The sequence below is a fragment of the Sphingomonas sp. PP-F2F-A104-K0414 genome, from assembly GCF_004340945.1.
GTDB lineage: Bacteria > Pseudomonadota > Alphaproteobacteria > Sphingomonadales > Sphingomonadaceae > Sphingomonas.
The window spans coordinates 35,085-56,898 of the sequence record NZ_SLYD01000003.1; the positions used below are offsets into that span (position 1 = coordinate 35,085).

A 21,814-nucleotide genomic window follows, 5' to 3' on the forward strand; every position below is an offset into this window, starting at 1 on the left:
CTAGACAGCCCGCACCCATCCTTCAAGCTCGCGCGCCAAAATGCTGCGCAACATTTCCACGCCGACGGGGCTATCGTTGAGGCAGGGAAGGTAGGCGAAGTGTGTGCCGCCAGCCTCTTCGAAGCTCTCGCGTCCGCGGATCGACAGTTCCTCCAGCGTCTCCAGGCAATCGGCGGAGAAGCCCGGCGCGAAGATCGCGACCTTGGTCTTGCCTGCCTTGGCGAGCGCGACGAGCGTCTCGTCGGTCGCCGGACCCAGCCACTTCTGCGGCCCGAACCGTGACTGGAACGCGATCGTCAACTCGCGCCCTATCCGCTCGCCGAGCAGTCGCGCGGTCTTCTGGCAGTGGCAGTGATACGGATCGCCCTGCTGCAACGTCCGCTTCGGCATCCCGTGGAAGCTGGCGACGATCGCATCGGGCGTGAAATCAAGCGCGGAGAGCCCCTCTTCGAGCGAGTCCTTCAGCGCGTCGATATAGAGCGTGTCGTCGTAATAAGGCGGCAACGTGCGGATCGCCGGCTGCCAGCGTAGCCCAGCGAGATGCTTGAACGCCTTGTCGTTAGCGGTCGCGGTCGTTGCTGCGCAATATTGCGGGTAAAGCGGCGCGAGCAGGATGCGCTCGCAGCCCGCCGCCTTCATCGCCGTCAACCGGTCCGAAATCGATGGATTGCCGTAGCGCATGGCCCAGTCGACCAGCACTTCCGGTCCGAACGAATCCTTCAGCGCCGCCGCCTGCAACCGCGTGATCGCGGCGAGCGGCGAGCCGTCATCGCGCCAGACCTGCGAATAGGCGTGCGCGGATTTTTTCGGGCGGGTGTTGAGGATGATGCCGCGCAATATCGGCTGCCACGCGATCTGCGGGATCTCGACGACGCGCGAATCGGATAGGAACTCGCCGAGATAGCGCTTCACCGATTTCGCGTCGGGGCCATCGGGCGTGCCGAGGTTCATCAGTAGGACGCCGATCTTCGGCTTGGGAATCGGGGGGTGATCGGGGGGCAGGGTCATGGCGCTGGTCTTAAAGGCAAATTGCGGATGCGGAAGCCCGTTGAGGCATAGAGCGCGTTGGCGATCGCGGGCGCGACCGCGGGGACGCCGAGTTCGCCAACGCCGCCGGGGGCTTCGTCGCTGCGGATGACCTCGACGGTGATGTCGGGCGTGTCGGCGAGGCGGGGCAGGGCGATGGCGTCGAACCCGCGCGCGTCGGCGAGGCCGCGGGTGAAACCTGTCGACGCGCCGAGCGCGGCGGCCATGCCGAAGATCAGCCCGCCCTCGATCTGCTGGCGGACGATGTCGGGGTTGATCTGCGCGCCGCAGTCGACCGCGGCGACGAGGCGGTCGACGACCGGGCGCTGGTCCGCACCCATGTGCGCCTCGGCCATCACGGCGATGTAGCTGCCTCGGAACGCGTGGGCTGCGATCCCCTGGCCGCTGCCTGCGACGCCGCCGTTCCAGCCGCCGAGTGCCGCCGCGGTTGAGAGACAGCGGGCGAGTCGCGGTTCGCCGCCGAGCATGGCGATGCGGAATGACATCGGTTCGGATTGGGCGGCGTGCGCGAGTTCGTCGAGGAAGCATTCGGTGAAGAACGCGGTGTAGCCGTGCGCGCCGCCGCGCAGGTGGCCGGTGGGTATGCCGATCTCGGCGGGGTGGTGCTCGATCGCATAGGCGGGGATGCGATAGGCGGGCGTGGCGCCTGCCACGGCGTAGCGATCGCCCTTCACGCCGATCAGCGCAGCTTCGGTTACGAGCCCCGGCATCATCCGGCGTGCCATCTCGGCGCCGGTGGAGGGGGCGGCGATGTTTCCCGACCAGCCCATGATCGCGCCGTTGGGGGCGAGCCGTGCGGCCATCTTCGCGACGGCGGGCGGGCGGTAGTGATCGTGAAGCGAGTCTTCGCCGCGCGACCAGACGAGGCTGACCGGGCGTCTGAGCTTGAGTGCGAGGACGGCGGCCTGTTCGGCGACGTCGTGCTGTAGCGCGGCGCCGAACGATCCGCCGATCAGCATCGGGTGGACGACGACGGCATCCTCGCTGAGACCCGCCGCGCGCGCCGCAGCCGATCGCGCGAGCCCCGGTGCTTGCGTCGCCAGCCAGAGTTCGAGCCGGCCGTTAGAGAAGGACGCAGTCGCGCTGCGCGTCTCGATCGCCGCGTGCAGGCCAAGGCCGGCGCGGTAGGTCGCCGTGACGAGGTTGGCGCCTTGGAAGGTTGCGGCGACGTCGCCCGTCTCGGCCATTCGCGTGCCCGGTCGCGTAAGCGCCGCATCCAGTGCAGCGTCGATCGACTTGGTATCGGGCAGGGGGGCGTCGTTCTCGAACCGCGGCGCGAGCGCGTCGAGCGCCTTCTGCGCCGCCCACCACGTCGTCGCCACCGCGGCCACCCAACGCGGGTTCTCGACGATCGAGAGCACGCCGCGGATGCGGTCGGCGGCGGCACGGTCGACCTTTGTTAGGCGACCGCCGACCGGGCCCTGGCGGATCGCGGCGTGGACCATGTCGGCGAGGCGGACGTCGCCAGCGAAATTAGCCGAGCCGTCGACTTTCGACGGGGTGTCGAGGCGGGGGACCGATTTGCCGACCAGCTTGCCTGCGCCCTGGATGCCGAGGGGGAGGGGATCGGGGAGAGTGAACTTCGCGGCTTCCTCGGCCAGTTCGGCGAAGCGGATGCGCTTGGCGCCGTTGGTGCAGAAGCCCGCGTCGACGTTGACCTGGGTGCAGTCGGTGTCCCAGCGCTTCGCTGCCGCCATGCACAGCAGCGCGCGGGCGCCCGCGCCGGCTTCGCGGCAGGCTTGCTCGAACATCCGGATCGAACTCGATCCGCCGGTGAGCATCGGTGGTTGCGGGGTGCCGTCCGGGAGGCGGTCGAACAGGCCTTCGAACAGGTCGTGCATGCCGATTCCGTTGGCATAGAGCGGGTTGAGCGGGGCGGGCTCGACGCCGATCGTGCGCCAGTCCGCGCCGAGCTCGTCCGCGACGACCTGGGGGAGGGTGGTGTAGACGCCCTGGCCGTGCTCGACCTGCGGGACAGCGACGGTGACGTGGCCGTCGGTGCCGATCTTGAGCCAGGCGCCGAACGGGGTTTCGCCGGGGTTGGCGACGAGGTTGGGGGCGTAGGTTCGCGGCCACAGACCCCAGGCGACGACGAGCCCGATCCCTGCGCCGCCGCCGACTAAAATCTCACGCCTGCTAATCATGGGGTGGCTCTAATCCTTCTCCCCCACGGGGAGAAGGTGGCGCGGAGGCACGTCTATCTTCCCTCGTCATCCTGACGAAAGTCAGGACCCAGAGCCAAGCAGCTGTGCCTCCCGTTATCCTGGCTCCTGACTTTCGTCAGGATGACAGAAATGGGAGACCGCTTATCCCATAAATTCAGGCCATCGCTCGGTACGTTGCCTTGAGCGAGACCTTGTCGATCTTCTCAGTCCCCAGTCTTGGCAGCGGCTCTTCCGAAATCCAGATCCGCTGCGGTATCTTGAACGCGGCGATGTGCTGGTGGAGGAACGCGGTCAGGTCGTCCGGGGTCAGCGTCTCGCCATCCTGCGGCACTACCACTGCGCCGGGGACCTCGCCGAAGCGGTCGTCAGCCAACCCGAAGACCGCCGCCTCCGCGACGGCTGGGTGTTCGTACAGCGCCGCCTCGACCTCCTGGCACGAGATGTTCTCACCGCCGCGGATGATGATGTCCTTCTTGCGGTCGACGATGAACAGATAGCCGTCCTCGTCGAGATAGCCGATGTCGCCGGTGCGGAAATAGCCGTCCGACGTGAACGCTGCGGCAGTCGCGTCGGGGCGGTTCCAATATTCCTTGAAGTTGCAGATGGTGCGGATGCAGACCTCGCCGCGCTGGCCCTGGTCGACCGGGTGGCCGGCATCGTCGAGGATGGCGAGATCGACCAAAGGTGCGCCGGGCCGGCCGGCGGAGTTGGGCTTGGCGAGATAATTGCCGCGCCAGTTGCCGGTGCCGACCGCGTTGGTCTCGGTGAGGCCATAACCGATCAGCGGCGCGCTTCCCCCCATTTCCGCGTCGATCCGGCGGACGTGATCGACCGGGCGCGGCGCACCGCCCGCGGCGAAGTCGGTGACGGTCGAGAGGTCGTACTTCGCGCGGTCCGGGTGGTTGAGGATCTCGAAGCTCATCAAGGGCACGCCGACGAAATAGGTGACGTCCTCCGCCTCGATCAGCCGCATCGCCTCGCCCGCGTCCCATTTCGGCATCAGCACGAGCTTGCGGCCCATCGCGAAGCTCTGGAGGAAGACCGGCACTTCGCCGGTGATATGGAACAGCGGGATCGTCAGCAGCGTGACCGGCTGGCCGACCGGCGGATTGCCTTGCGCGGTGGCGATCCCGACCATCATCATCGCCTGGCCGAGATAATTGAAGATCCCCTGCACGACCGCGCGGTGTTCGGACAGCGCGCCCTTCGACTGGCCGGTCGAGCCGCTGGTGAACAGGATCGTCGCATGATCCTCGGGCCCGAGCAGCGGCAGGTCGGCGATATGATCGTCCTTCGCGAACACCGCCGCGAGGGCGGTGTCGAGCGCCCGCGAATCGTCGATCTCGACGACCGGCGCGGCAAGGCCGGCGATCTGCGCCAGTCGCTTCACGCGGGGCGGATCGGCGAAGACGAGCGCGCAATCGACCTCGCCGATCGCCGTCTCCAGCTCCTCCGCCTGCCACCAGCCGTTGAGCAGCGTCGCGACGCCGCCGGCCATGACGATGCCCATGTAGAGCACGATCCACGACGGCGAATTGCGCATCGCGATGCCGACTCGGTCGCCTTTCGCGATGCCGTACCCGCCGACCAGGGCGCGCGCGGTGCGTTCGGCGGCGGCGTAGACCTCGCCGAACGTCAAGCGTTCGTCGCCGGAGACGATGAAGACGGCGTCGCGGTGCTCGTTGGCGTAGTGCGCGAAATAATAGCTGAGCGCGGGCGGCGCGGCGGCGATCGTCGGCAGCGTGACGCCGAATCGCTCGACCGAGCCAAGCGCCAGCATGCCGTCGGGCGCGGTCAGCGCGGCCATCGTCGAATCCATAGCCAGGTCCAGCTCGGTCCGCATATCGCTCTCCTACTTGGTCTTATCGTTATCGGTCTTTATGCAGGGGCGAACGCGTGGGGAAAAGCCTTTGATCCTGTCGACCATCACCGCCGCTGCGGGCGTAGCGCCTGCCGTCGGCAGTCACATCCGTTTCGAGGATTTGGGGCTCCACCCCGACGTCTTCTCGATCGGCTTCTTCACGCTGCGCTGGTACAGCCTCGCCTATATTGGCGGGATCCTGCTCGGCTGGTGGTATCTGCTCAAGCTCCTCGCGCAGCCCGGCGCACCGATGGCGCGGCGGCATGCCGACGACCTCGTGTTCTACGCGACGCTCGGCATCATCCTCGGCGGCCGGCTCGGTTATGTGATCTTCTATGCGCCCGAGATGTTCCTGCATCCGCTGCGGATCTTCCGGCTGTGGGACGGCGGGATGTCGTTCCACGGCGGGGTGATCGGCACGTCAATCGGGCTGATCCTGTTTGCACGGAAGCACCAGCTCAACTGGTTGCGCGTGCACGATTATATCGCGTGCTGCGTACCGTTCGGGCTGTTCTTCGGACGGCTGGCGAACTTCGTGAATGGCGAGCTGTGGGGCAAGCCGACCGACGTCGCATGGGGGATCATCTTCGAGCGCACCGTGCCGTTCGGGATGGTCGAGCCGGCGCGGCACCCGAGCCAGCTGTACGAGGCGGGGCTGGAGGGCATCCTCCTGTTCGCGCTGCTGTGGTTCGCGTTCTGGAAGACCAAGGCGCGGTATGACCCGGGCAAGCTCGTCGGGTTGTTCGTGCTGGGCTATGGCCTCGCGCGGTTCACCGTCGAGTTCTTCCGCGAGCCGGATTCGCAGCTGCGCGCGTTTGCCGAGCATACCGGGCTGCACATGGGGCAGTGGCTGTGCGTGCCGATGATCATTGGCGGCGGATATCTGGTGGCGACGTCGGCCAAACGGCGCGTGCGGGTCGAGTCGATCGCGGGGACGCAGAGCGTCGCTTAGCTCCCCTCCCGCTTGCGGGAGCGGTTGGGGGAGGGCATGGCCGCAAATGTCATGGCCAAAGATAATCCAGCCCCTCCCCTAACACCTCCCGCAAGCGGAAGGGGAATCGAAGCAGCCCTTCCGGAACGCCTCGCGCGTGCGATCGCGCTCGCAGGTCCGATTCCCGTTGCGCAGTATATGGCGGCGGCCAACGCCCAGTATTATGCGACGCGTGATCCGCTGGGGGCTGCGGGGGACTTCACTACTGCGCCTGAGATTAGCCAGATGTTCGGCGAGCTGATCGGTCTTTGGTGCGCCGATCTGTGGGACCGGGCTGGGCGGCCGGACGTGGCGTGGGTCGAGCTCGGGCCGGGCCGCGGTACGCTCGCTGCCGACGCCGGGCGAGCGATGGCGAAGGCTGGCTTCAACCCCGAGATCCATTTCGTCGAGACCAGCCCGGCGCTGCGGAAGGCGCAGGCCGAGCGCGTGCCGACAGCGACCTGGCACGATACGATCGATACGCTGCCGACCGATCGCCCGCTGATCGTCGCCGCCAACGAGTTCTTCGATGCGCTGCCGATCCGGCAATTGGTGAAGCGCGCGCAGTGGCACGAACGCCTGGTCGCGGCGCAGGACCTGCTGTTCCTGCCGATCGCCGGCAAGCCGCTGCCCGACGCAGTCATTCCCGAGCCGTTCCGCGATGCCCCCGCGGGCTCGATTCTCGAGACGTCACCCGCTGCCGTTACCATCGTCCGCGGCCTCGCCAAGCGGATCGCCGCGCAGGGCGGTGCGCTGATCGCGATCGACTATGGGTATGAGGGGCCGGCACTCGGCGACACCTTGCAGGCGGTCCGCAGCCACGCGTTCGCCAACCCGTTCGAGGCGCCAGGCGAGCACGACCTGACCGCGCATGTCGATTTTACGACGCTTGCCGCCGCGGCGCAGACCGAGGGTGCGGTGGCGTGGGGGCCGGTGAGCCAGCGCGACCTGCTCGGCGGGCTCGGGATCGATTCGCGGACATCCGCGCTCGCCAAGGCGTCGCCTGCGCGGGCGGAAGCATTGGCAGCGGATCGAAGGAGGTTGATGGACGATATGGGTACGCTTTTCAAAGCGCTGGCGATCACCGCGCCAACTTGGCCGACCCCGGCGGCGTTTGCATGATCGCCTATCGCGATGCGGTGCCCGCCGACGGTGCAGAACTTGCCGCGATGGCGAAGCGGTCGTTCACCGACACGTTCGGCACGCTGTATCGGCCCGAAGATCTTGCTGCGTTTCTCGAGCAAGCGTTCGGAGAAAAGGGTTTGCCGGCGCAGCTGTCCGACCCTGCCTTCACCGTGCGCGTCGCCATGGACGAGGCGGGTAAGATCGTCGGGTTTGCGAAGATCGGCCCTGTTGCCTTTCCCGGCGACTGGCCTGCGTCCGCGATCGAACTTTATCAGCTTTATGTGCGCAGCGACCAGCACGGCGCGGGTGTCGGCCCGGCGTTGATGGATTGGGCGATCGATGTCGCACGCGCCGAGGGGCGGACGGAGATGATCCTGAGCGTGTATGTGGATAACCACCGGGCGCACCGGTTCTATCAGCGGTACGGCTTCGTCGAGATTGGGCGGTATGTGTTCATGGTCGGCGAGCAGCCTGATGATGATCGCATTATGCGGCTTGTGCTGTGATCGGCGGCGCTACCAGAGATATCGTAGCGAAAGGCCACCACCCCGGCGGAGGCCGGGGCCCAGTTGGAAAGGTCTTGGTAACGGCGCGATGCCTGCTGTTAGGAACGTCACCCAACTGGGCCCCGGCCTCCGCCGGGGTGGGGATGTGCTTGATGTTGGGTGACCTAAAATGACCATCGACCTCCTCCGCGCGAAGGCGCTTGGCGAAATCCCGCATGGCTTTTTCGGCCGACGCGGCGGCGTCTCGACCGGTGCGTATGCGAGCCTCAATGTCGGTATCGGGTCTGACGACGACCCCGCCGCCATAGCTGAGAACCGTCGCCGCGCCATCGAAGCCGTTCTTCCCGGCGCGAAACTCGTTGGTATGTACCAAGTCCATTCCGCCGACGCAGTTACCGTGATCCATCCGTTCGACGACGCGATTCGCCCGCATGCCGATGCGCTGGTCACCAACCGTCCCGGCCTCGCGCTCGGCATCCTCACCGCAGACTGTGCACCCGTCCTGTTCGCCGACCGCGAGGCCGGCGTCGTCGCCGCCGCGCACGCCGGCTGGAAGGGCGCGCTCGGCGGCGTTACCGACTCCACGATCCTCGCGATGGAGGCGATCGGTGCGCACCGCGATCGGATCGTCGCCGCGGTCGGGCCGTGCATCGCGCGCGCCAGCTACGAGGTCGACGACGGCTTCATCCGGCGGTTCTGCGAGGCGGATCCGGAGAACGAACGTTTCTTTGCGGATGGCCGTGCGGATCATTACCAGTTCGATCTCGAGGCCTATGTCGTCAGCCGGCTCGCGGTCGCCGGGATCGGGCGGATCGAGGCGCTCGGGCTCGACACCTATGCCGCCAAAGACGGGGGCGAGACGCGCTTCTTCAGTTATCGGCGCGCGACCCATCGCGGCGAACCCTCTTATGGGCGCCAGATCAGCATCATCGGGCTGTAACGCCTCCCAAAGCCTGCGCTGGTCGTTTAGGCTCCGCACATCGGCTCGCATAAGACGGGCCACGCAGGAGTTTATTGATGTCCGATACCCCGAATAACGCCGGTGCCGTTCCCGCGGAAACCGAAGCCGATCTGACCGGAGTCGCGGCACGCGTCGCGCCTAAGCCCGAGGTCGAGAAGATCGGCGGTCGCAAGCTGAAGCCGTCGACCTTGATGATGGGTCATGGTTACGACCCGTCGCTGTCGGAAGGCTCGCTGAAGCCGCCGATCTTCCTCACCTCGACCTTCGTGTTTCCCAACGCGGCGGCGGGCAAGCGTCACTTCGAAGGCGTCACCGGCAAGCGTCCGGGCGGTGCCGAGGGGCTCGTCTATTCGCGCTTCAACGGCCCGAACCAGGAGATCCTCGAGGATCGCCTCGGCGTCTGGGAAGAGGCGGAGGACGCGCTCGCCTTCTCGTCGGGCATGTCGGCGATCGCGACGCTGTTCCTCGCGATGGTCAAGCCGGGTGACACGATCGTCCATTCGGGGCCGTTGTACGCGGCGACCGAGACGCTGATCGGCCGCGTGCTCGGCAAGTTCGGGGTCAAGTGGCTCGACTTCCCGGCGGGTGCGACGCGCGAGGAGATCGATGCGGTGATGACCGAGGCGGCGACCGGCAACGTCGCGTTGATCTATCTGGAAAGCCCGGCGAACCCGACCAATGCACTGGTCGACGTCGAGGCGGTCCAGGCCAGCCGGGACGCAATCTTCAAGGGCGAGAAGCCACCGATTGCGATCGACAACACCTTCCTCGGGCCGCTGTGGTTCCAGCCGCTCAAGCATGGTGCGGATATCGTCGTGTACTCGCTGACCAAGTATGTCGGCGGGCATTCGGATCTGGTCGCGGGCGGCGTGCTGGGGTCGAAGGAGCACATCAACACGATCCGGACGATGCGGAACACGATCGGGACGATCACCGATCCGAATACCGCGTGGATGCTGCTGCGATCGCTGGAGACGCTGGAACTGCGGATGAGCCGTGCGGGCGAGAATGCGGCGAAGGTGTGTGGCTTCCTGCGCCATCATCCGAAGGTGGAGCGGGTCGCGTATCTCGGTTTCCTCGAGGACGAGCCGGGCATGGAGCGGCAGGCGGATATCTATCGCCGCCATTGCACCGGCGGCGGCTCGACCTTCTCGCTGTATCTGAAGGGCGGCGAGCGCGAGAGCTTCGCGTTCCTCGATGCGTTGAAGATCGCCAAGCTCGCGGTGTCGCTGGGCGGGACCGAAACGCTGGCGAGCCATCCGGCGGGGATGACGCATCTTTCGGTGCCCGATGCGCGGAAGCAGGCGCTGGGGATTACGGACAACCTCGTGCGGATCTCGATCGGGGTGGAGGATCCGGACGATCTGATCGCCGATTTCGAGCAGGCGCTGGAGACGATCTGAGCTGCTCAGGCAACTCCCACTTCTTGTTCTCCCGCGAAGGGTCTCCCTTCAAAGTAATACTTTGAAGGGGCCCTGACGGCGGGAGCCCAGTCTGGGTCCCCGCCTTCGCGGGGAAACAAGGAGTGGGCGTTACACCTGTGGCGCAAGGTGGGTGGGTTTTGAGTGAACTCTTCGCCACGACCCGCTAGCATCCGATCGATGCCGATCTTTACCCCTATCCCGCAGCACGAGTTCGTCGCCGCGATCCACATCCTCGCCGCCAAGCTGGTCGAGGATATCGCGTGGAAACCCGATTACATCATCGGCATCGGCCGCGGTGGGCTCGTGCCGGCGGTGTTCCTCAGCCACGCGATCGGGCTGCCGACCCTGTCGGTCGATTATTCGAGCCAGGTGAAGGACTTTGCCGACGAGCCGCTGGTCAAGCTGGCCAAGCGGACGCGGGATGGCGAGCGGCTGCTGTTTCTCGACGACATCAACGATTCAGGGCGGACGATCACGCATCTGCGCGGGGCGCTGGCGGCGGCGGGTGCTGTCGAGGGTGCGGTGCGGTTTGCGATGTTGATCGATAACGTCAGCTCGGCGGAGCGGATCGACTATAGTGCGCGGGTTATCGACCGGGCAGTGACGAAGGACTGGTTCGTGTTTCCTTGGGAGGCGGTGGCACCGGCCGCGGCGATCGCGGAGGATGCGGCCGAGGTGCCCGAGCGGATCGCGTAACCACCCGACGACCCTCCGCCATCTTTACGATCTACCGTCATCCTGACGAAAGTCAGGACCCAGAGGCAAGATCGACGATGGTCAGTTACCCTGGGTCCTGACTTTCGTCAGGATGACAGAATAGGGCGCTCCGGCACTATCGGTGCGGGGAATGTGCAACTGCAGACAAACAAAGGGCCGGCTTCCGAACGGGAAACCGGCCCTCGCCCTCGATACGCTACGCGAGGGAACTGGGAAACTGGTTGGGCTCAAGCGGGCGGGACGTCGGCAAAGCCGTCGCCCACTCGACCTGGGGTCGGGTCAGGCTGGGCCTGCCCGCCGTCCGTGCCGGCGATTGCTCGCTTTCGCTTGCATCAGCCCGGGCGTTGCCGGGCCTATCGGCGGCAGTACCCCGGATTATCCGACTTATCGATCGCGTTACCGGCGAGCGCGCCACCGGCTGCGCCGAGGACTGCGCCGAGCGTCCGATTACCACGGCCCGCGACGGTGTTGCCGAGCAATCCGCCGGCGAGCGCGCCGACGATCGTGCCGCCCGAATTGTCGCAACCGCGACGGCTGCGCGCGTTGTAATTGTAGCGGCGATCGTTGCCGCGATACTCGCGATAGCCACGGTCGTAGCCACCATCGCGGTAGCCGCCACCCTGATAGCCATCGTAGCCACGCTCGTAGCGCGAGCCCCAGCGCTGCGCATCGGCGGCAGCGGGAACGAGGGCGGTCGCACCCAATGCGAGGGCACTGGCGGCGAGTGTAAAAGTCTTGAACATCGTGCGTCTCCCGTTGGGGATTTCGGCGGCGGCGGGGGCCGTGCTTCCATCCTCGATGAGACGCGTATGGGTGATTCGCATTGAGCTAAGCCTGAATGCCTCCGTTATCCGCTGTTCATGCTTCCGCGGATCGCCGGACACCCTATGAGGGATGCGATGCGGCGCTTGATCACTGTCCTGTTCGTCGCGGTGAGCGTCTGTGCGATCGTGCCGACTTGGTCGGGCGAAGCGCGGCTCGACCTGCTCGGCACGCATGCGCAGCTGACCGCGACGCGCGTGATGCTCGATCGCACCAACCCGCGGCACGTGCGGGTCGGGGGGCTGACGTATCTGGGCGGTGTGGCGCTTGCCAGCCGCGATCGGGCGTTTGGCGGCTTCTCGTCGATGGACGTCACGCCGACGGCAAGCGGCAATCGCTTCACGCTGCTCAGCGACGGCGGCAACATCGTCCAGTTCGACATGGGCGCCGACTGGCTGCCACACCGGGTCGCGTTCAAGAACCTGCCCGCGGGGCCCGGCATCGGCTGGGAGAAGCGCGACCGCGACAGCGAATCGATGGCGGTCGATCCGGTCACGGGAAAGATCTGGGTCGGGTTCGAGGACCGCAATTCGATCTGGCGCTATGCGCCGGGCTTCGCGCGGTACGAGGCGCGCGTGAACCCTGAGGCGATGCGGCGATGGCCAGCGAACGGCGGGCCCGAATCGATGGCGCGGCTGCCCGATGGTCGATTCGTCGTCATCAGCGAAGAGGCGCATGTCCGGCGGCCGGACTGGTCCGGCTCGGACGAGGAGCGGTTGCATACGCGGCAGGCGCTGATCTTTGCAGGCGATCCGACAGGGGCGGGGGCGCCGAAGCGATTCGCGTACGAGCCCTATGGTCGGTATGATCCATCGGACGTCACCGCGCTGCCGAATGGCGACCTGCTGGTGCTCGATCGCGGTTTTCGGCTGCCGTTTATCTTCTCGGCGCGGATATCGCGGGTGGCGGCGCGCGATGTGGCGGCGGGGCGAATCGCACGTGGCCGGCTGATCGCGACGATCGACGCGCCGCTGATCCACGATAATTTCGAGGGGATCGACACGACGGTCGAGAACGGCGCGACGATCGTGTGGATCGTGTCCGACGACAACCAGATGGTTCTCCAGCGGACGCTGTTGCTGAAGTTTCGGCTGGAGCGGTAGCGGCGTGGGGGGGGGGGGCAGCCGCCCGCCCGTTGCCCGTCATTCCAACACCGCAACCGTCATCCCAGCGGAAGCTGGGATCTTGCCGTGAGGCGGGCGCCGCCTGCCACGTGAGATATCCCAGCTTTCGCTGGGATGACGGGCAAGGTGGATGAGGGACCCGGGAGGCGTCTGTGGAAGTACGGGCGCATGCAGACCTCGTGCACCCACGAACGCCAACGGCCCGCCCTGCGAGGTGCAGGGCGGGCCGCGGTGATCGCATCGCCCGCCGCTGCTAAGCGGCAAGCTTCGATCGTCGCTGTTAGGCGGCGACGGCCGAAGCGGCGATCTTCTTGACGACTTCGCGCTTCAGGCGACGAACGCGGAGCGACAGCTTGTCGTCCGAGACCTTCACCAGCCAGTTGTCGAGGCCGCCATTGTGCTCGACGGTGCGCAGGCCGTGCGTTGAGACGCGCAGCTTGACGCCCTTCTCGAGCGAATCGGACAGCAGCGTGACGTTCTGCAGGTTCGGCAGGAACGTGCGCTTGGTCTTGTTGTTGGCGTGGGAGACGTTGTTCCCGACCATCCGGCCCTTGCCGGTCAGTTCGCAGATGCGCGACATGTGATTACCTATTCAAGTGTCGGGAGGAACCCCGGAAAGGCGCGCGGATAGCTGGCACGCCGGCTTTCGTCAACCGATTCACGTAAAACGTGTTGTGCAACCGGCAGCGCTCGGCGACGTTGTTACGCTATCGAACTGTTCAAGAAAAGGGGATGTCCTATGCGTACGCTCTTGTCACTGGTCGCGATCGTCGTGCTGGTCGTGGTCGGCCTGATGTATTTCGGGATCATCAACATCGACCAGACCCGCCAGGGCGTCGTCCAGGCGCCGAAGTTCCAGGCGGACGTCGCCAAGGTCACGCTCGGCACCGAGAACAAGACCGTGGCGGTGCCGACGATCAACGTCGAGAAGCCGGCCAACAGCCAGGCACCGAACTGAGCTTTACGGGCGGGCACGCGCGGGGCAGGGCCTGAGGCCATGTTCCCCGTTCCCGAACTCATGCGCCGCGCGCTCGACGCGGCACGCGATGCGGCGCTGGCTGGGGAAGTCCCGGTCGGCGCCGTTGTCGTTAAGGACGGCATTATTATCGCTACGGCGGCCAATGCGCCGCGCGCGCTGTGCGATCCGACTGCGCATGCGGAGATCCAGGCGATTCGCGCTGCGGCTTCGGTGTTGGGGAGCGACCGCCTCGAGGGATGCGATCTTTGGGTGACGCTTGAGCCTTGCGCGATGTGTGCCGGGGCGATCGCGCATGCCCGGATTGCTCGGCTATATTATGGGGCGCCCGATGCCAAGGGGGGCGCGGTCGAGCATGGGCCGCGGTTTTTTAGCCAGCCGACGTGTCATCACCGGCCTGAGATTTATGCGGGGATTGCCGAGACCGAGGCGGCGGGGATCTTGCGGGCGTTCTTTGCGAATCGACGGTAGGGGGCGGTGCCGATGTTCCTCCCCTGCAAGGGGAGGTGGCAGCGCATGGCGCTGACGGAGGGGTGACCCACTGTCGACAGGGTGACACCCCTCCGTCGCTTCGCGCCACCTCCCCTTGCAGGGGAGGATCGGTTCAGTTCAGCCTTCCAGGCTCTTCGAAGCCTGCTCGAACAAATCCTTCGACAGCCCCGGCGTCCGCACGATCCGCTCCAGTTCCGCGCGCACCAGCCCAGCCCGACCCGCATCGAACCGGCGCCAGCGGCCCAGCGGCGGCAGGAGTTTGGCCGCGGTCTGCGGGTTGAGGCGGTCGAGCGCGATCAACTGGTCCGCGAGGAATCGATAGCCACTACCGTCGGCGTTGTTGAACGCACGCTGGTTCGCGCCGAACGCGCCGATTAGCGATCGCGCGCGGTTGGGGTTGGTCAGCGTGAAGTCGGCATGCTCGGCAAGCCCCGCGACGATCGCGCGGGTATCGTCGCGCGACGACTGTGCCTGCGCCTGGAACCACTTGTCGAGCACCAGAGGGTTGTCGCAATATTGGCTGTAGAAGATGTCGAGCGCGGTGGTCCGGATGTCGGATGTGCTGCTGACCAACGTCGTCAGTGCACCCATCCGATCGGTCATGTTGTCCGCCGAATCGAACTGCGCGAAGGCGAGATCTGCCGCATCCGCCGCGCCGCTCGCCGCGATATAGCCGAGCGCGACCGACCGCAGGCGACGCAGGCCCTTGCCCTCGGGGGTGTAGGCATAGGGCTGGCCCTCACCCTGCGCGTAAGCCTGCCGCCACTCCGCTTCCAGACGCGCGCCGAGATCGCGGCGCAGCGCCTCGCGCGCGCGGAAGATCGCGTCGGGATCGACGACGGCCATCTGGTCGCCGATGAAGCTCTCCGACGGCAGCAACACCGCCTCTGCGACGAACGCCAGATCGAGCGCGGCGTCGGCGAGCGTGTTCGCCACCGCAGCGATCACACCTTCGTGATCCGTGCGCCCCTCCACCGAGGCGACCAGCGTATCGAGCATCAACTGCTGCATCGCCTCGTAGCGCGCGAACGGATCGTCGTCGTGTGCGCTGAGGAAGGCGAGATCGGCGGCGGTACGGTCGCTCTCGACCACCACGGGAGCTGAGAAGCCGCGGTTTATCGACAGCACCGGGCGCTCCGCCAGGCCTTCGAATTCGATCGTGTCGAGCGTGTCGTCGAACAGGACGAGGCGTTCGTCGGTCAGCGCTGCACCGGACTCCGCGCCGAACAACTTCACCCGCAACGGTAGCACCATCGGCGACTTCACCGGCTGGCCGGGCGTTGCGGGCACCTGCTGCGCGAGCCGCAGCGTCGCGCGGTCTCCGTCATGTGAGAGGCTCGCCGAGACGCGCGGCGTGCCCGCCTGCGAATACCAGAGACGGAACTGGGTGAGGTCGACGTTGCCGCCTTCCTCCATCGAGGTGACGAAATCCTCGCAGGTGGCGGCGGTGCCGTCGTAGCGGTCGAAATACAGGTCGGTGCCCGCGCGGAAGCCCTTCGGTCCGAGGATCGCGGCCATCATCCGGATCAGTTCGGCGCCCTTGTTGTAGATCGTCGCGGTGTAGAAGTTGGAGATCTCCTGGTAGGATTCTGGGCGTACCGGATGCGCGAGCGGGCCCGAATCCTCGGGGAATTGCGACGCACGCAGGCCGCGTACGTCCTCGATGCGTTTGACCGCGCGCGAGCCCTGGTCGGCGGAGAAGCCCTGGTCGCGATAGACCGTGAAGCCTTCCTTCAACGACAGCTGGAACCAGTCGCGGCAGGTGATCCGGTTACCCGACCAGTTGTGGAAATATTCGTGCGCGACGACCGCGGCGATCGCGTCATAGTCGTAGTCGGTCGCGGTATCCGGGTCGGCGAGGATGTAGCGCGAGTTGAAAATGTTGAGGCCCTTGTTCTCCATCGCGCCGAAGTTGAAATCGTCGACCGCGACGATGTTGAACATTTCGAGGTCGTATTCGCGGCCATAGGTCGTCTCGTCCCACGCCATCGCCAGTTCGAGTGCCTTCAACGCGTGGTCGGTCTTGGGCAGGTCGGCTTCGCGCACCCAGATGCCGAGCGATACCTCGCGCCCCGACATCGTCGTGAAGCTGCTGCGGTTCACCGCGAGATCGCCGGCGACCAGCGCGAACAGGTACGACGGCTTGGGGAACGGATCGTGCCAGGTCGCCCAGTGGCGGCCGTCTTCGAGATCGCCCTGCGCGACCGGGTCGCCGTTCGCGAGCAGCACGGGGAAGTGCTTCTTGTCGGCAGTCATCCGGACCGAATAGATGCTGAGCACGTCGGGGCGGTCGGGAAAATAGGTGATGCGGCGGAAGCCTTCGGCCTCGCACTGTGTGCAGAGATTGCCGCCCGATGCGTACAGCCCCATCAACTGCGTGTTGCGATCTGGCGCGATCTCGACCTGCGTCTCGACGACATGCGCGGCGCCCGTAAGCGGGATGACGAGTTGCTCGCCGTCGATCCGCCAGTCGTTGATCGCGACGCCGTCGACCGTGACCGACAGCGGCTTCTGGCCCGCGCCGTCGAGCCGCAGCGGTGCGGCGTGATCGCCGTTGCGCGTCACCGACAATGTTGCCGTTACGCGGGTGGTGGAGGGATCGAGGTCGAAATCCAATTTCGTCTCGGGGACCAGCCACTCGGGCGGGGTATAGTCCTCGCGGCGAATGACGAGTGGGTGGGCGAGACTGTTCTGAATATCGAGCATATGCTTGCGAATATAGGGCCGTGCCGTCCTACCGCCAGCCAAAGCTTGGGCGGTACTCCATCCCAACATGCACCTCCCCGGCGAAGGCCGGGGTCCAGTTGGAAAGGTTGCAGTAACGGCACGCAGCCTGCGTCAGCACCGTTTCCCAACTGGGCCCCGGCCTCCGCCGGGGTGGTACTTCTTCGCCGGGCAGGGTCCTTCTTTCCGGGGTCTGGAACCCCAAAGCTTGCGCGGGTGACGGTGGATGCTACGCCGCTACAACACGTTCCCTTTGCAAGGATTTCCGGATGTATCGTCCTCTCGGCGCGCTCGCGGTGCTCGCGCTTTCTACGTCTGCGCTCGCACAGACTGCGCCCGTTGCGGCTCCGAACAATGCCGAGTTGAACGCCAAGCTTGCCGCACCGCTGCCGGCCGATCAGGCGGCGATGAAGGCGCACGTGCTGTTCCTCGCGTCGGATGCGATGAAGGGGCGTGAGGCTGGCAGCCCCGAGTTCGACATCGCCGCGCAATATGTCGCTGCGCAGTTTTATGCGGCAGGCCTTCGTCCCGGTGGCGATCAGGGCGGGTATCTCCAGACCGTGCCGCTCGTGTCGTACAAGGCGGCGAGCAAGGGCGATTTCGTCTGGACCGGTCGCGGGCCTGCGCAGCCGCTCGTGTTCGGTGAGGACTACGTGCCTGCTGCGAACGGCGCGAAGGGGGAGACCAGCGTTTCAGCACCGGTGGTGTTCGTCGGCTACGGCATCGACGCGCCGCAATATGGTCAGGACGATTACAAGGGCGTCGACGTGCGCGGCAAGATCGTCGCGTATTTCGGCGGCTCGCCCGCGCGGTTCGGTGGCGAGGAGCGTGCGTTCTTCGGCTCGGGCGGGACAAAGGCTGCGATCGCGCAGGCCAAGGGCGCGGTCGGCGTGATCACGCTGGAGAGCCCGCGCTCGGCCAAGGTGCGGACGTTCGCCAAGCTGGCGGATTCCTATGCGACGCCGCGGATGACGTGGGCGAACTCCGACGGCACCGGCAAGGTAGATGCGCCTGGCGCGCCATCGCTCGGCACGGTCAGCATGGTCGGCGCGGCCAAGCTGTTCGCCGGTGCGAAGACGCCGTGGAGCCGGGTCGCCAAGCAGGCGGCAGGCGACAACGCGAAGTTCAAGGCGGTGCCGCTGGTCGGTACGCTGACCGTCGCGACCAAGACGAGCTTCGTGCCTGCCGCGAGCAGCAACGTCGTCGGGATGATCCCCGGCAGCGATCCGGTGGTCGGCAAGGAGGTCGTCGTGCTGTCGGCGCATCTCGATCACATCGGCATCACGAAACCCGTGAAGGGCGACGCGCTGAACAACGGCGCGCTCGACAACGCGATCGGCATCGCCAGCCTGATCGAGGAGGCCAAGCGCTTCACGGCCAGCGGGCAGGGGCCCAAGCGTACGATCATGTTCCTCGCGGTCACAGGCGAGGAGAAGGGACTGGTCGGCAGCGATTACTTCACCAATCACCCGACCGTGCCGCTGACCTCGATCGTCGCGGACGTGAACCTCGACATGCCGATCCTGACCTACAAGTTCGAGGACATGGTGGTGTTCGGTGCCGAGCGCTCGACGATCGGCCCGATCGTGCAGAAGGCGGTCGCGGCGATCGGCGTCGGCCTGTCGCCCGATCCGATGCCGGAGGAGGGCATCTTCGTCCGGTCGGATCACTTCCGCTTCGTTCAGAAGGGGATTCCGTCGGTGTTCCTGTGGCCAGGTCAGAAGGGGCCGGGCAAGGCGGCGGTCGCGTATTTCATGGCGAACAATTACCACAAGCCTTCGGACGACCTGACGCAGCCGATTCTGTGGGATCAGGGCGTGCGGTTCGTCGATGCGAACTATCGGATCGCGCGCGAGATCGCCGATGGCGCACAGCGGCCGGTGTGGAACGCGGGCGATTATTTCGGGACGTTGTATAATGGGCCGATGGCTGGCGCGGCGGTCGCGCCATGAGCCGGCTGCTGGTCTTCGGTCTCGGCTACACCGCATCGCGGCTTGCGGATCGGCTGGCCGCGGATGGCTGGCACGTCGTCGGCACCACGCGCGATGGTCGCGGCGATACGCTCCGATTCGACGACGTTGACGCAGTGACGGCTGAGATCGCGGCGGCGACGCATATCCTGTCGTCGGTGCCTCCCGAGCATGAGGCGGATCCTGTGCTCGGGCGCTATGGTTCGCTGTTGCTGCGGACGCGGGCGTGGATCGGGTATCTGTCTTCGACGGGCGTGTACGGCGATGCGCAGGGCGCGTGGGTGGACGAGACTGCGCCGATTGGTGGTGGTCGTCGGAGCGCGCGGGCGGCGGCGGATGCGGACTGGCTGGCCATTGGTGCGCGGACGTTCCGGTTGCCGGGGATTTATGGCCCCGGCCGCTCGCCGCTCGACCGGGTGCGGCAGGGCAAAGCGCACCGGATCGAGCAACCCGGCCAGGTGTTCAGCCGCGCGCATGTCGACGATATCGTCTCGGGGGTGATCGCCGGGTTCGACGCGCCAGCGGGGGCGTATAATCTCGCGGACGACGTGCCCGCGTCGCAGAACGACGTGGTGGCGTTCGCGGCGATGCTGCTCGGGATGCCCGCGCCGCCGTTCGTGACGCTCGAGGAGCTCTCGGCGATGGGGCGCGGATTTTATAACGAGAACCGACGGGTGGCGAACGGCAAGGCGAAGCGGGTGCTCCGCTGGACGCCCGCGTGGCCCGACTACCGCGCGGGCCTGCGCGCGCTGAGTGCGATGAACAGGCCGATACCGGACAATATCGCGCCGGCGACGGCCAAGGTCGACCAGTGATAGCGCTCGAAGATCGTCGATAGCAGCATCGCGATGACTGGCACGATCACGCCCGAATACGCGGCCTTGGCCGGTCCGATCGCGCGGATGACGTTGAAGTAGAGCGGGAAGGCGAGCGCGGAGGCGAACACGCCGAGATAGAGGATGCCAGCGACATAGCCGAAGCGCGGCTCGAACACCGGCGGCCCGGTGGTGATCCAGGCGAACGCGGCGTCGAGGCACGCGCCGATCAGCATCGCCATCGCCAGCGTCGGCGCCATCGGATAGCGCTTGGCGAACGCGCTGCCCTGGATGACGTTGGCGACCGACGCGGCCATCACGCCGCACAGCGTCAGGACGATGCCGATCGTCGCCGAGCGCGGCCCGTGCGGATCGACCCGCGCTTCGTTGACGAACAGCAGCGCGACCCCCGCCATCGCGACCGCGCACCCGACCATCAGCTGCCGCCCGAGGCGCTGCTTGAGGAAGATGCGGCCGAAGATCGCGTTGGGGACGAGCAGCAAGGCGAACACCACCGCGACGAGGCCGGAGGTGACGTAATGCTCGGCGCGGTAGACGAAGTTGAAGTTGAACGTGAACAGCGCGACGCCGATCACCGCCGCGAATGCGTAGCCGCGGGCGTCGAACTTGAAGCTTTCGCGCTTGATGCTGGCGTAGATCGCCATTGCGATTCCGGCGACAAGGAAGCGGTAGCTGATCGACCAGCTCGGCGGCACCACCGCGATCTGGTCGCGGATCACGAGCCAGGTCGAGCCCCAGATCAGCGTGACGATGCCGAACGGGATCAGTACGGCCGCACGGGTCGACTGTGGTGGGTCGGTGGGGCCGGTCACAGCTCGCGGAGGGCGTCGGCGAGCAGGCCGACCGCGTCTGCCGGGCTGTCCCACGCGGTGACGAGGCGGATCTCGCCGGCGGCCCAGTCGTAGAAGTCGAAGCCTTTCGCGCGAAGGGTTACGGCTTCTTCGGGGGTGGCGCGGAGGAAGACTTCGTTCGCCTCGACCGGGTGGACGAGGCGATCACCGGCGGCGGCGGCGGCGGCGAGCTTCGTCGCGCCGTCGTTGGCGGCCTTGGCATTGGCGAGCCAGAGGTCGTCGTCGAGCATGGCGAGGATCTGCGCGGCGAGATACCGCCCCTTCGACAACAACAGCCCGGCGCGTTTGCGGCGATATTGCGTGACGGCGGCGAGCTCGGGCTTGAAGAAGACCAGCGCCTCCGCGCTCATCGCGCCGTTCTTGACGAAGCCGAAGCTCAGAGCGTCGACGCCCGCGCGCCACGTCATCTCGGCGGGGGAGCAGCCGACGCGTGCCATCGCGTTGGCGAAGCGCGCGCCGTCCATGTGGAAGCCTAGCCCGCACGCCTTCGCCAACGTGCCGATTTCCGAGACTTCGTGCGGCTGGTAGACACGGCCATATTCGGTGGCGTTGGTGATCGAGATCGCGTGTGGCTGGACGCGGTGGACGTCGTCGGCGATCGCGTCGATGACGGTGCGGATGGTGTCCGGCGTCATCTTCGCGCCGTCGCCGTCGGCCAGGAACAGCTTGGCGCCGTGGGTGTAGAATTCGGGCGCGCCGCCCTCGTCGTTATGGATATGCGCGTCGCGGTGGCAGACGATTCCGCCGTGCGGCGGGCAGAGTGCTGCGAGCGCCAGGCAGTTGGCGGCGGTGCCGGTGGGGACCCAGAGGACGGCGACGTCGGTCTCGAACAGCGCGGACAAACGACCGTCGAGCTGCTGGCTCCACGCGTCGCCGGCATAGGCGGTGTCGAGCATATCGGCGGCAGTGATCGCGGCCATGACGTGGGGGTGGATCGTGGCGGCGTTGTCGGAGAAGAAGCGCATGGTCAGGACATGCTGCGATGCGGTGGTGGCGTCAACGGGGGCTTTCGTCACGCCGGACTTGTTCCGGCATCCACCATGCCGCGCGATCTCCCGCGGGGGTATTCGGTTAGGGTAAGTCGCGACTGAAGCGGCACGCGAGCCCTCAACACAAGCACCTCCCCGGCGGAGGCCGGGGTCCAGTTGGGAAACGTTGCTGACGACGGCCGCGCGCCGTTACTGCGACCTCTCCAACTGGGCCCCGGCCTCCGCCGGGGAGGTGTACTTGTTCGACCGAATAG

Annotated in this window: 19 protein-coding genes; 11 read left to right on the plus strand and 8 right to left on the minus strand. The window is 66.5% G+C overall.

The features are described 5' to 3' along the window. The 3 genes from hemH to C8J46_RS07395 form a co-directional block, all read right to left on the minus strand. Window positions 1-1,008, minus strand: a complete 1,008-nt coding sequence (gene hemH / locus C8J46_RS07385) for a ferrochelatase (protein WP_132737034.1) — start codon at window positions 1,006-1,008, stop codon at window positions 1-3. Then, a complete protein-coding gene (locus C8J46_RS07390) occupies window positions 1,005-3,191 on the minus strand; it encodes a molybdopterin cofactor-binding domain-containing protein (protein WP_132737036.1) in 2,187 nt (728 codons plus the stop codon). The genes hemH and C8J46_RS07390 overlap by 4 nt, the downstream gene beginning before the upstream one ends. A 175-nt stretch (window positions 3,192-3,366) precedes the next feature. After that, window positions 3,367-5,055, minus strand: a complete 1,689-nt coding sequence (locus tag C8J46_RS07395) for a class I adenylate-forming enzyme family protein (protein ID WP_207894134.1) — start codon at window positions 5,053-5,055, stop codon at window positions 3,367-3,369. 67 nt (window positions 5,056-5,122) lie between these two features. On the opposite strand from C8J46_RS07395, the gene lgt reads away from it, so the two are divergent. From lgt to C8J46_RS07425, 6 genes are all read left to right on the plus strand, one after another. Next, window positions 5,123-6,025, plus strand: a complete 903-nt coding sequence (lgt, locus tag C8J46_RS07400) for a prolipoprotein diacylglyceryl transferase (RefSeq protein ID WP_132737039.1) — start codon at window positions 5,123-5,125, stop codon at window positions 6,023-6,025. A 177-nt stretch (window positions 6,026-6,202) separates the two neighbouring features. Continuing rightward, on the plus strand, window positions 6,203-7,165 hold the full coding sequence (locus C8J46_RS07405; protein ID WP_243643270.1) for an SAM-dependent methyltransferase: 963 nt from the start codon (window positions 6,203-6,205) through the stop codon (window positions 7,163-7,165). Further along, on the plus strand, window positions 7,162-7,674 hold the full coding sequence (locus tag C8J46_RS07410; RefSeq protein WP_132737041.1) for a GNAT family N-acetyltransferase: 513 nt from the start codon (window positions 7,162-7,164) through the stop codon (window positions 7,672-7,674). Before C8J46_RS07405 ends, C8J46_RS07410 begins: the two co-directional genes overlap by 4 nt. A gap of 169 nt (window positions 7,675-7,843) precedes the next feature. Continuing rightward, complete coding sequence (gene pgeF, locus C8J46_RS07415) at window positions 7,844-8,614, plus strand: peptidoglycan editing factor PgeF (protein WP_132737044.1); 771 nt, start codon at window positions 7,844-7,846, stop codon at window positions 8,612-8,614. Window positions 8,615-8,691: 77 nt separating this feature from the next. Next, on the plus strand, window positions 8,692-10,038 hold the full coding sequence (locus C8J46_RS07420) for a cystathionine gamma-synthase family protein (protein ID WP_132737047.1): 1,347 nt from the start codon (window positions 8,692-8,694) through the stop codon (window positions 10,036-10,038). A gap of 198 nt (window positions 10,039-10,236) precedes the next feature. Next, window positions 10,237-10,755: a phosphoribosyltransferase family protein gene (locus C8J46_RS07425; protein ID WP_132737049.1), complete on the plus strand. Its 519-nt coding sequence runs from the start codon at window positions 10,237-10,239 to the stop codon at window positions 10,753-10,755. A 374-nt stretch (window positions 10,756-11,129) separates the two neighbouring features. Here the strand turns inward: C8J46_RS07425 and C8J46_RS07430 are convergent, their stop codons facing one another. Beyond that, window positions 11,130-11,519 carry a glycine zipper 2TM domain-containing protein gene (locus tag C8J46_RS07430; protein ID WP_132737052.1) on the minus strand — a complete coding sequence of 130 codons (390 nt, stop codon included), beginning with the start codon at window positions 11,517-11,519 and terminating at the stop codon, window positions 11,130-11,132. A 156-nt stretch (window positions 11,520-11,675) separates the two neighbouring features. On the opposite strand from C8J46_RS07430, the gene C8J46_RS07435 reads away from it, so the two are divergent. Further along, complete coding sequence (locus C8J46_RS07435; RefSeq protein ID WP_243643271.1) at window positions 11,676-12,701, plus strand: esterase-like activity of phytase family protein; 1,026 nt, start codon at window positions 11,676-11,678, stop codon at window positions 12,699-12,701. 301 nt (window positions 12,702-13,002) lie between these two features. On the opposite strand, the gene rpmB is transcribed toward C8J46_RS07435, so the two are convergent. Continuing rightward, complete coding sequence (gene rpmB, locus C8J46_RS07440) at window positions 13,003-13,302, minus strand: 50S ribosomal protein L28 (RefSeq protein WP_056053386.1); 300 nt, start codon at window positions 13,300-13,302, stop codon at window positions 13,003-13,005. Window positions 13,303-13,461: 159 nt separating this feature from the next. Between rpmB and C8J46_RS07445 the strand changes: the two genes are divergently transcribed. Together C8J46_RS07445 and C8J46_RS07450 are read left to right on the plus strand one after the other, a co-directional pair. Further along, complete coding sequence (locus C8J46_RS07445) at window positions 13,462-13,680, plus strand: hypothetical protein (protein ID WP_055874129.1); 219 nt, start codon at window positions 13,462-13,464, stop codon at window positions 13,678-13,680. A 39-nt stretch (window positions 13,681-13,719) separates the two neighbouring features. Beyond that, the gene (locus tag C8J46_RS07450; RefSeq protein ID WP_243643272.1) at window positions 13,720-14,169 is read left to right on the plus strand and encodes a nucleoside deaminase; all 450 of its coding nucleotides are present in this window, start codon (window positions 13,720-13,722) and stop codon (window positions 14,167-14,169) included. A 138-nt stretch (window positions 14,170-14,307) separates the two neighbouring features. Here the strand turns inward: C8J46_RS07450 and pepN are convergent, their stop codons facing one another. Then, a complete protein-coding gene (pepN, locus tag C8J46_RS07455; RefSeq protein WP_132738182.1) occupies window positions 14,308-16,896 on the minus strand; it encodes an aminopeptidase N in 2,589 nt (862 codons plus the stop codon). A gap of 287 nt (window positions 16,897-17,183) precedes the next feature. Here pepN and C8J46_RS07460 point away from each other — a divergent pair, with 287 nt between their 5' ends. Next, window positions 17,184-18,866, plus strand: coding sequence for a M28 family metallopeptidase (locus C8J46_RS07460; protein ID WP_132737055.1), 1,683 nt, complete (start codon window positions 17,184-17,186; stop codon window positions 18,864-18,866). Further along, window positions 18,863-19,699 (plus strand): NAD(P)-dependent oxidoreductase, encoded by an 837-nt coding sequence (locus C8J46_RS07465; protein WP_132737057.1) that lies wholly within the window; start codon window positions 18,863-18,865, stop codon window positions 19,697-19,699. Before C8J46_RS07460 ends, C8J46_RS07465 begins: the two co-directional genes overlap by 4 nt. Here C8J46_RS07465 and C8J46_RS07470 read toward each other — a convergent pair. Beyond that, a complete protein-coding gene (locus tag C8J46_RS07470) occupies window positions 19,612-20,532 on the minus strand; it encodes an EamA family transporter (RefSeq protein WP_132737060.1) in 921 nt (306 codons plus the stop codon). The genes C8J46_RS07465 and C8J46_RS07470 overlap by 88 nt on opposite strands. Continuing rightward, window positions 20,529-21,536, minus strand: a complete 1,008-nt coding sequence (locus C8J46_RS07475; RefSeq protein WP_132738184.1) for a beta-eliminating lyase-related protein — start codon at window positions 21,534-21,536, stop codon at window positions 20,529-20,531. Before C8J46_RS07475 ends, C8J46_RS07470 begins: the two co-directional genes overlap by 4 nt. Window positions 21,537-21,814: the final 278 nt, after the last annotated feature.

Coding starts and splice junctions, on each gene's coding strand:
- C8J46_RS07420 (WP_132737047.1), top strand. CDS start 8,692: ATGTCCGATACCCCGAATAACGCCGGTGCCGTTCCCGCGGAAACCGAA.
- C8J46_RS07430 (WP_132737052.1), bottom strand. CDS start 11,519: ATGTTCAAGACTTTTACACTCGCCGCCAGTGCCCTCGCATTGGGTGCG.
- C8J46_RS07435 (WP_243643271.1), top strand. CDS start 11,676: ATGCGGCGCTTGATCACTGTCCTGTTCGTCGCGGTGAGCGTCTGTGCG.
- C8J46_RS07425 (WP_132737049.1), top strand. CDS start 10,237: ATGCCGATCTTTACCCCTATCCCGCAGCACGAGTTCGTCGCCGCGATC.
- C8J46_RS07465 (WP_132737057.1), top strand. CDS start 18,863: ATGAGCCGGCTGCTGGTCTTCGGTCTCGGCTACACCGCATCGCGGCTT.
- C8J46_RS07460 (WP_132737055.1), top strand. CDS start 17,184: ATGTATCGTCCTCTCGGCGCGCTCGCGGTGCTCGCGCTTTCTACGTCT.
- pgeF (WP_132737044.1), top strand. CDS start 7,844: ATGACCATCGACCTCCTCCGCGCGAAGGCGCTTGGCGAAATCCCGCAT.
- C8J46_RS07445 (WP_055874129.1), top strand. CDS start 13,462: ATGCGTACGCTCTTGTCACTGGTCGCGATCGTCGTGCTGGTCGTGGTC.
- C8J46_RS07395 (WP_207894134.1), bottom strand. CDS start 5,055: ATGCGGACCGAGCTGGACCTGGCTATGGATTCGACGATGGCCGCGCTG.
- hemH (WP_132737034.1), bottom strand. CDS start 1,008: ATGACCCTGCCCCCCGATCACCCCCCGATTCCCAAGCCGAAGATCGGC.
- pepN (WP_132738182.1), bottom strand. CDS start 16,896: ATGCTCGATATTCAGAACAGTCTCGCCCACCCACTCGTCATTCGCCGC.
- C8J46_RS07405 (WP_243643270.1), top strand. CDS start 6,203: ATGGCGGCGGCCAACGCCCAGTATTATGCGACGCGTGATCCGCTGGGG.
- C8J46_RS07410 (WP_132737041.1), top strand. CDS start 7,162: ATGATCGCCTATCGCGATGCGGTGCCCGCCGACGGTGCAGAACTTGCC.
- C8J46_RS07390 (WP_132737036.1), bottom strand. CDS start 3,191: ATGATTAGCAGGCGTGAGATTTTAGTCGGCGGCGGCGCAGGGATCGGG.
- C8J46_RS07450 (WP_243643272.1), top strand. CDS start 13,720: ATGTTCCCCGTTCCCGAACTCATGCGCCGCGCGCTCGACGCGGCACGC.
- C8J46_RS07475 (WP_132738184.1), bottom strand. CDS start 21,536: ATGCGCTTCTTCTCCGACAACGCCGCCACGATCCACCCCCACGTCATG.
- rpmB (WP_056053386.1), bottom strand. CDS start 13,302: ATGTCGCGCATCTGCGAACTGACCGGCAAGGGCCGGATGGTCGGGAAC.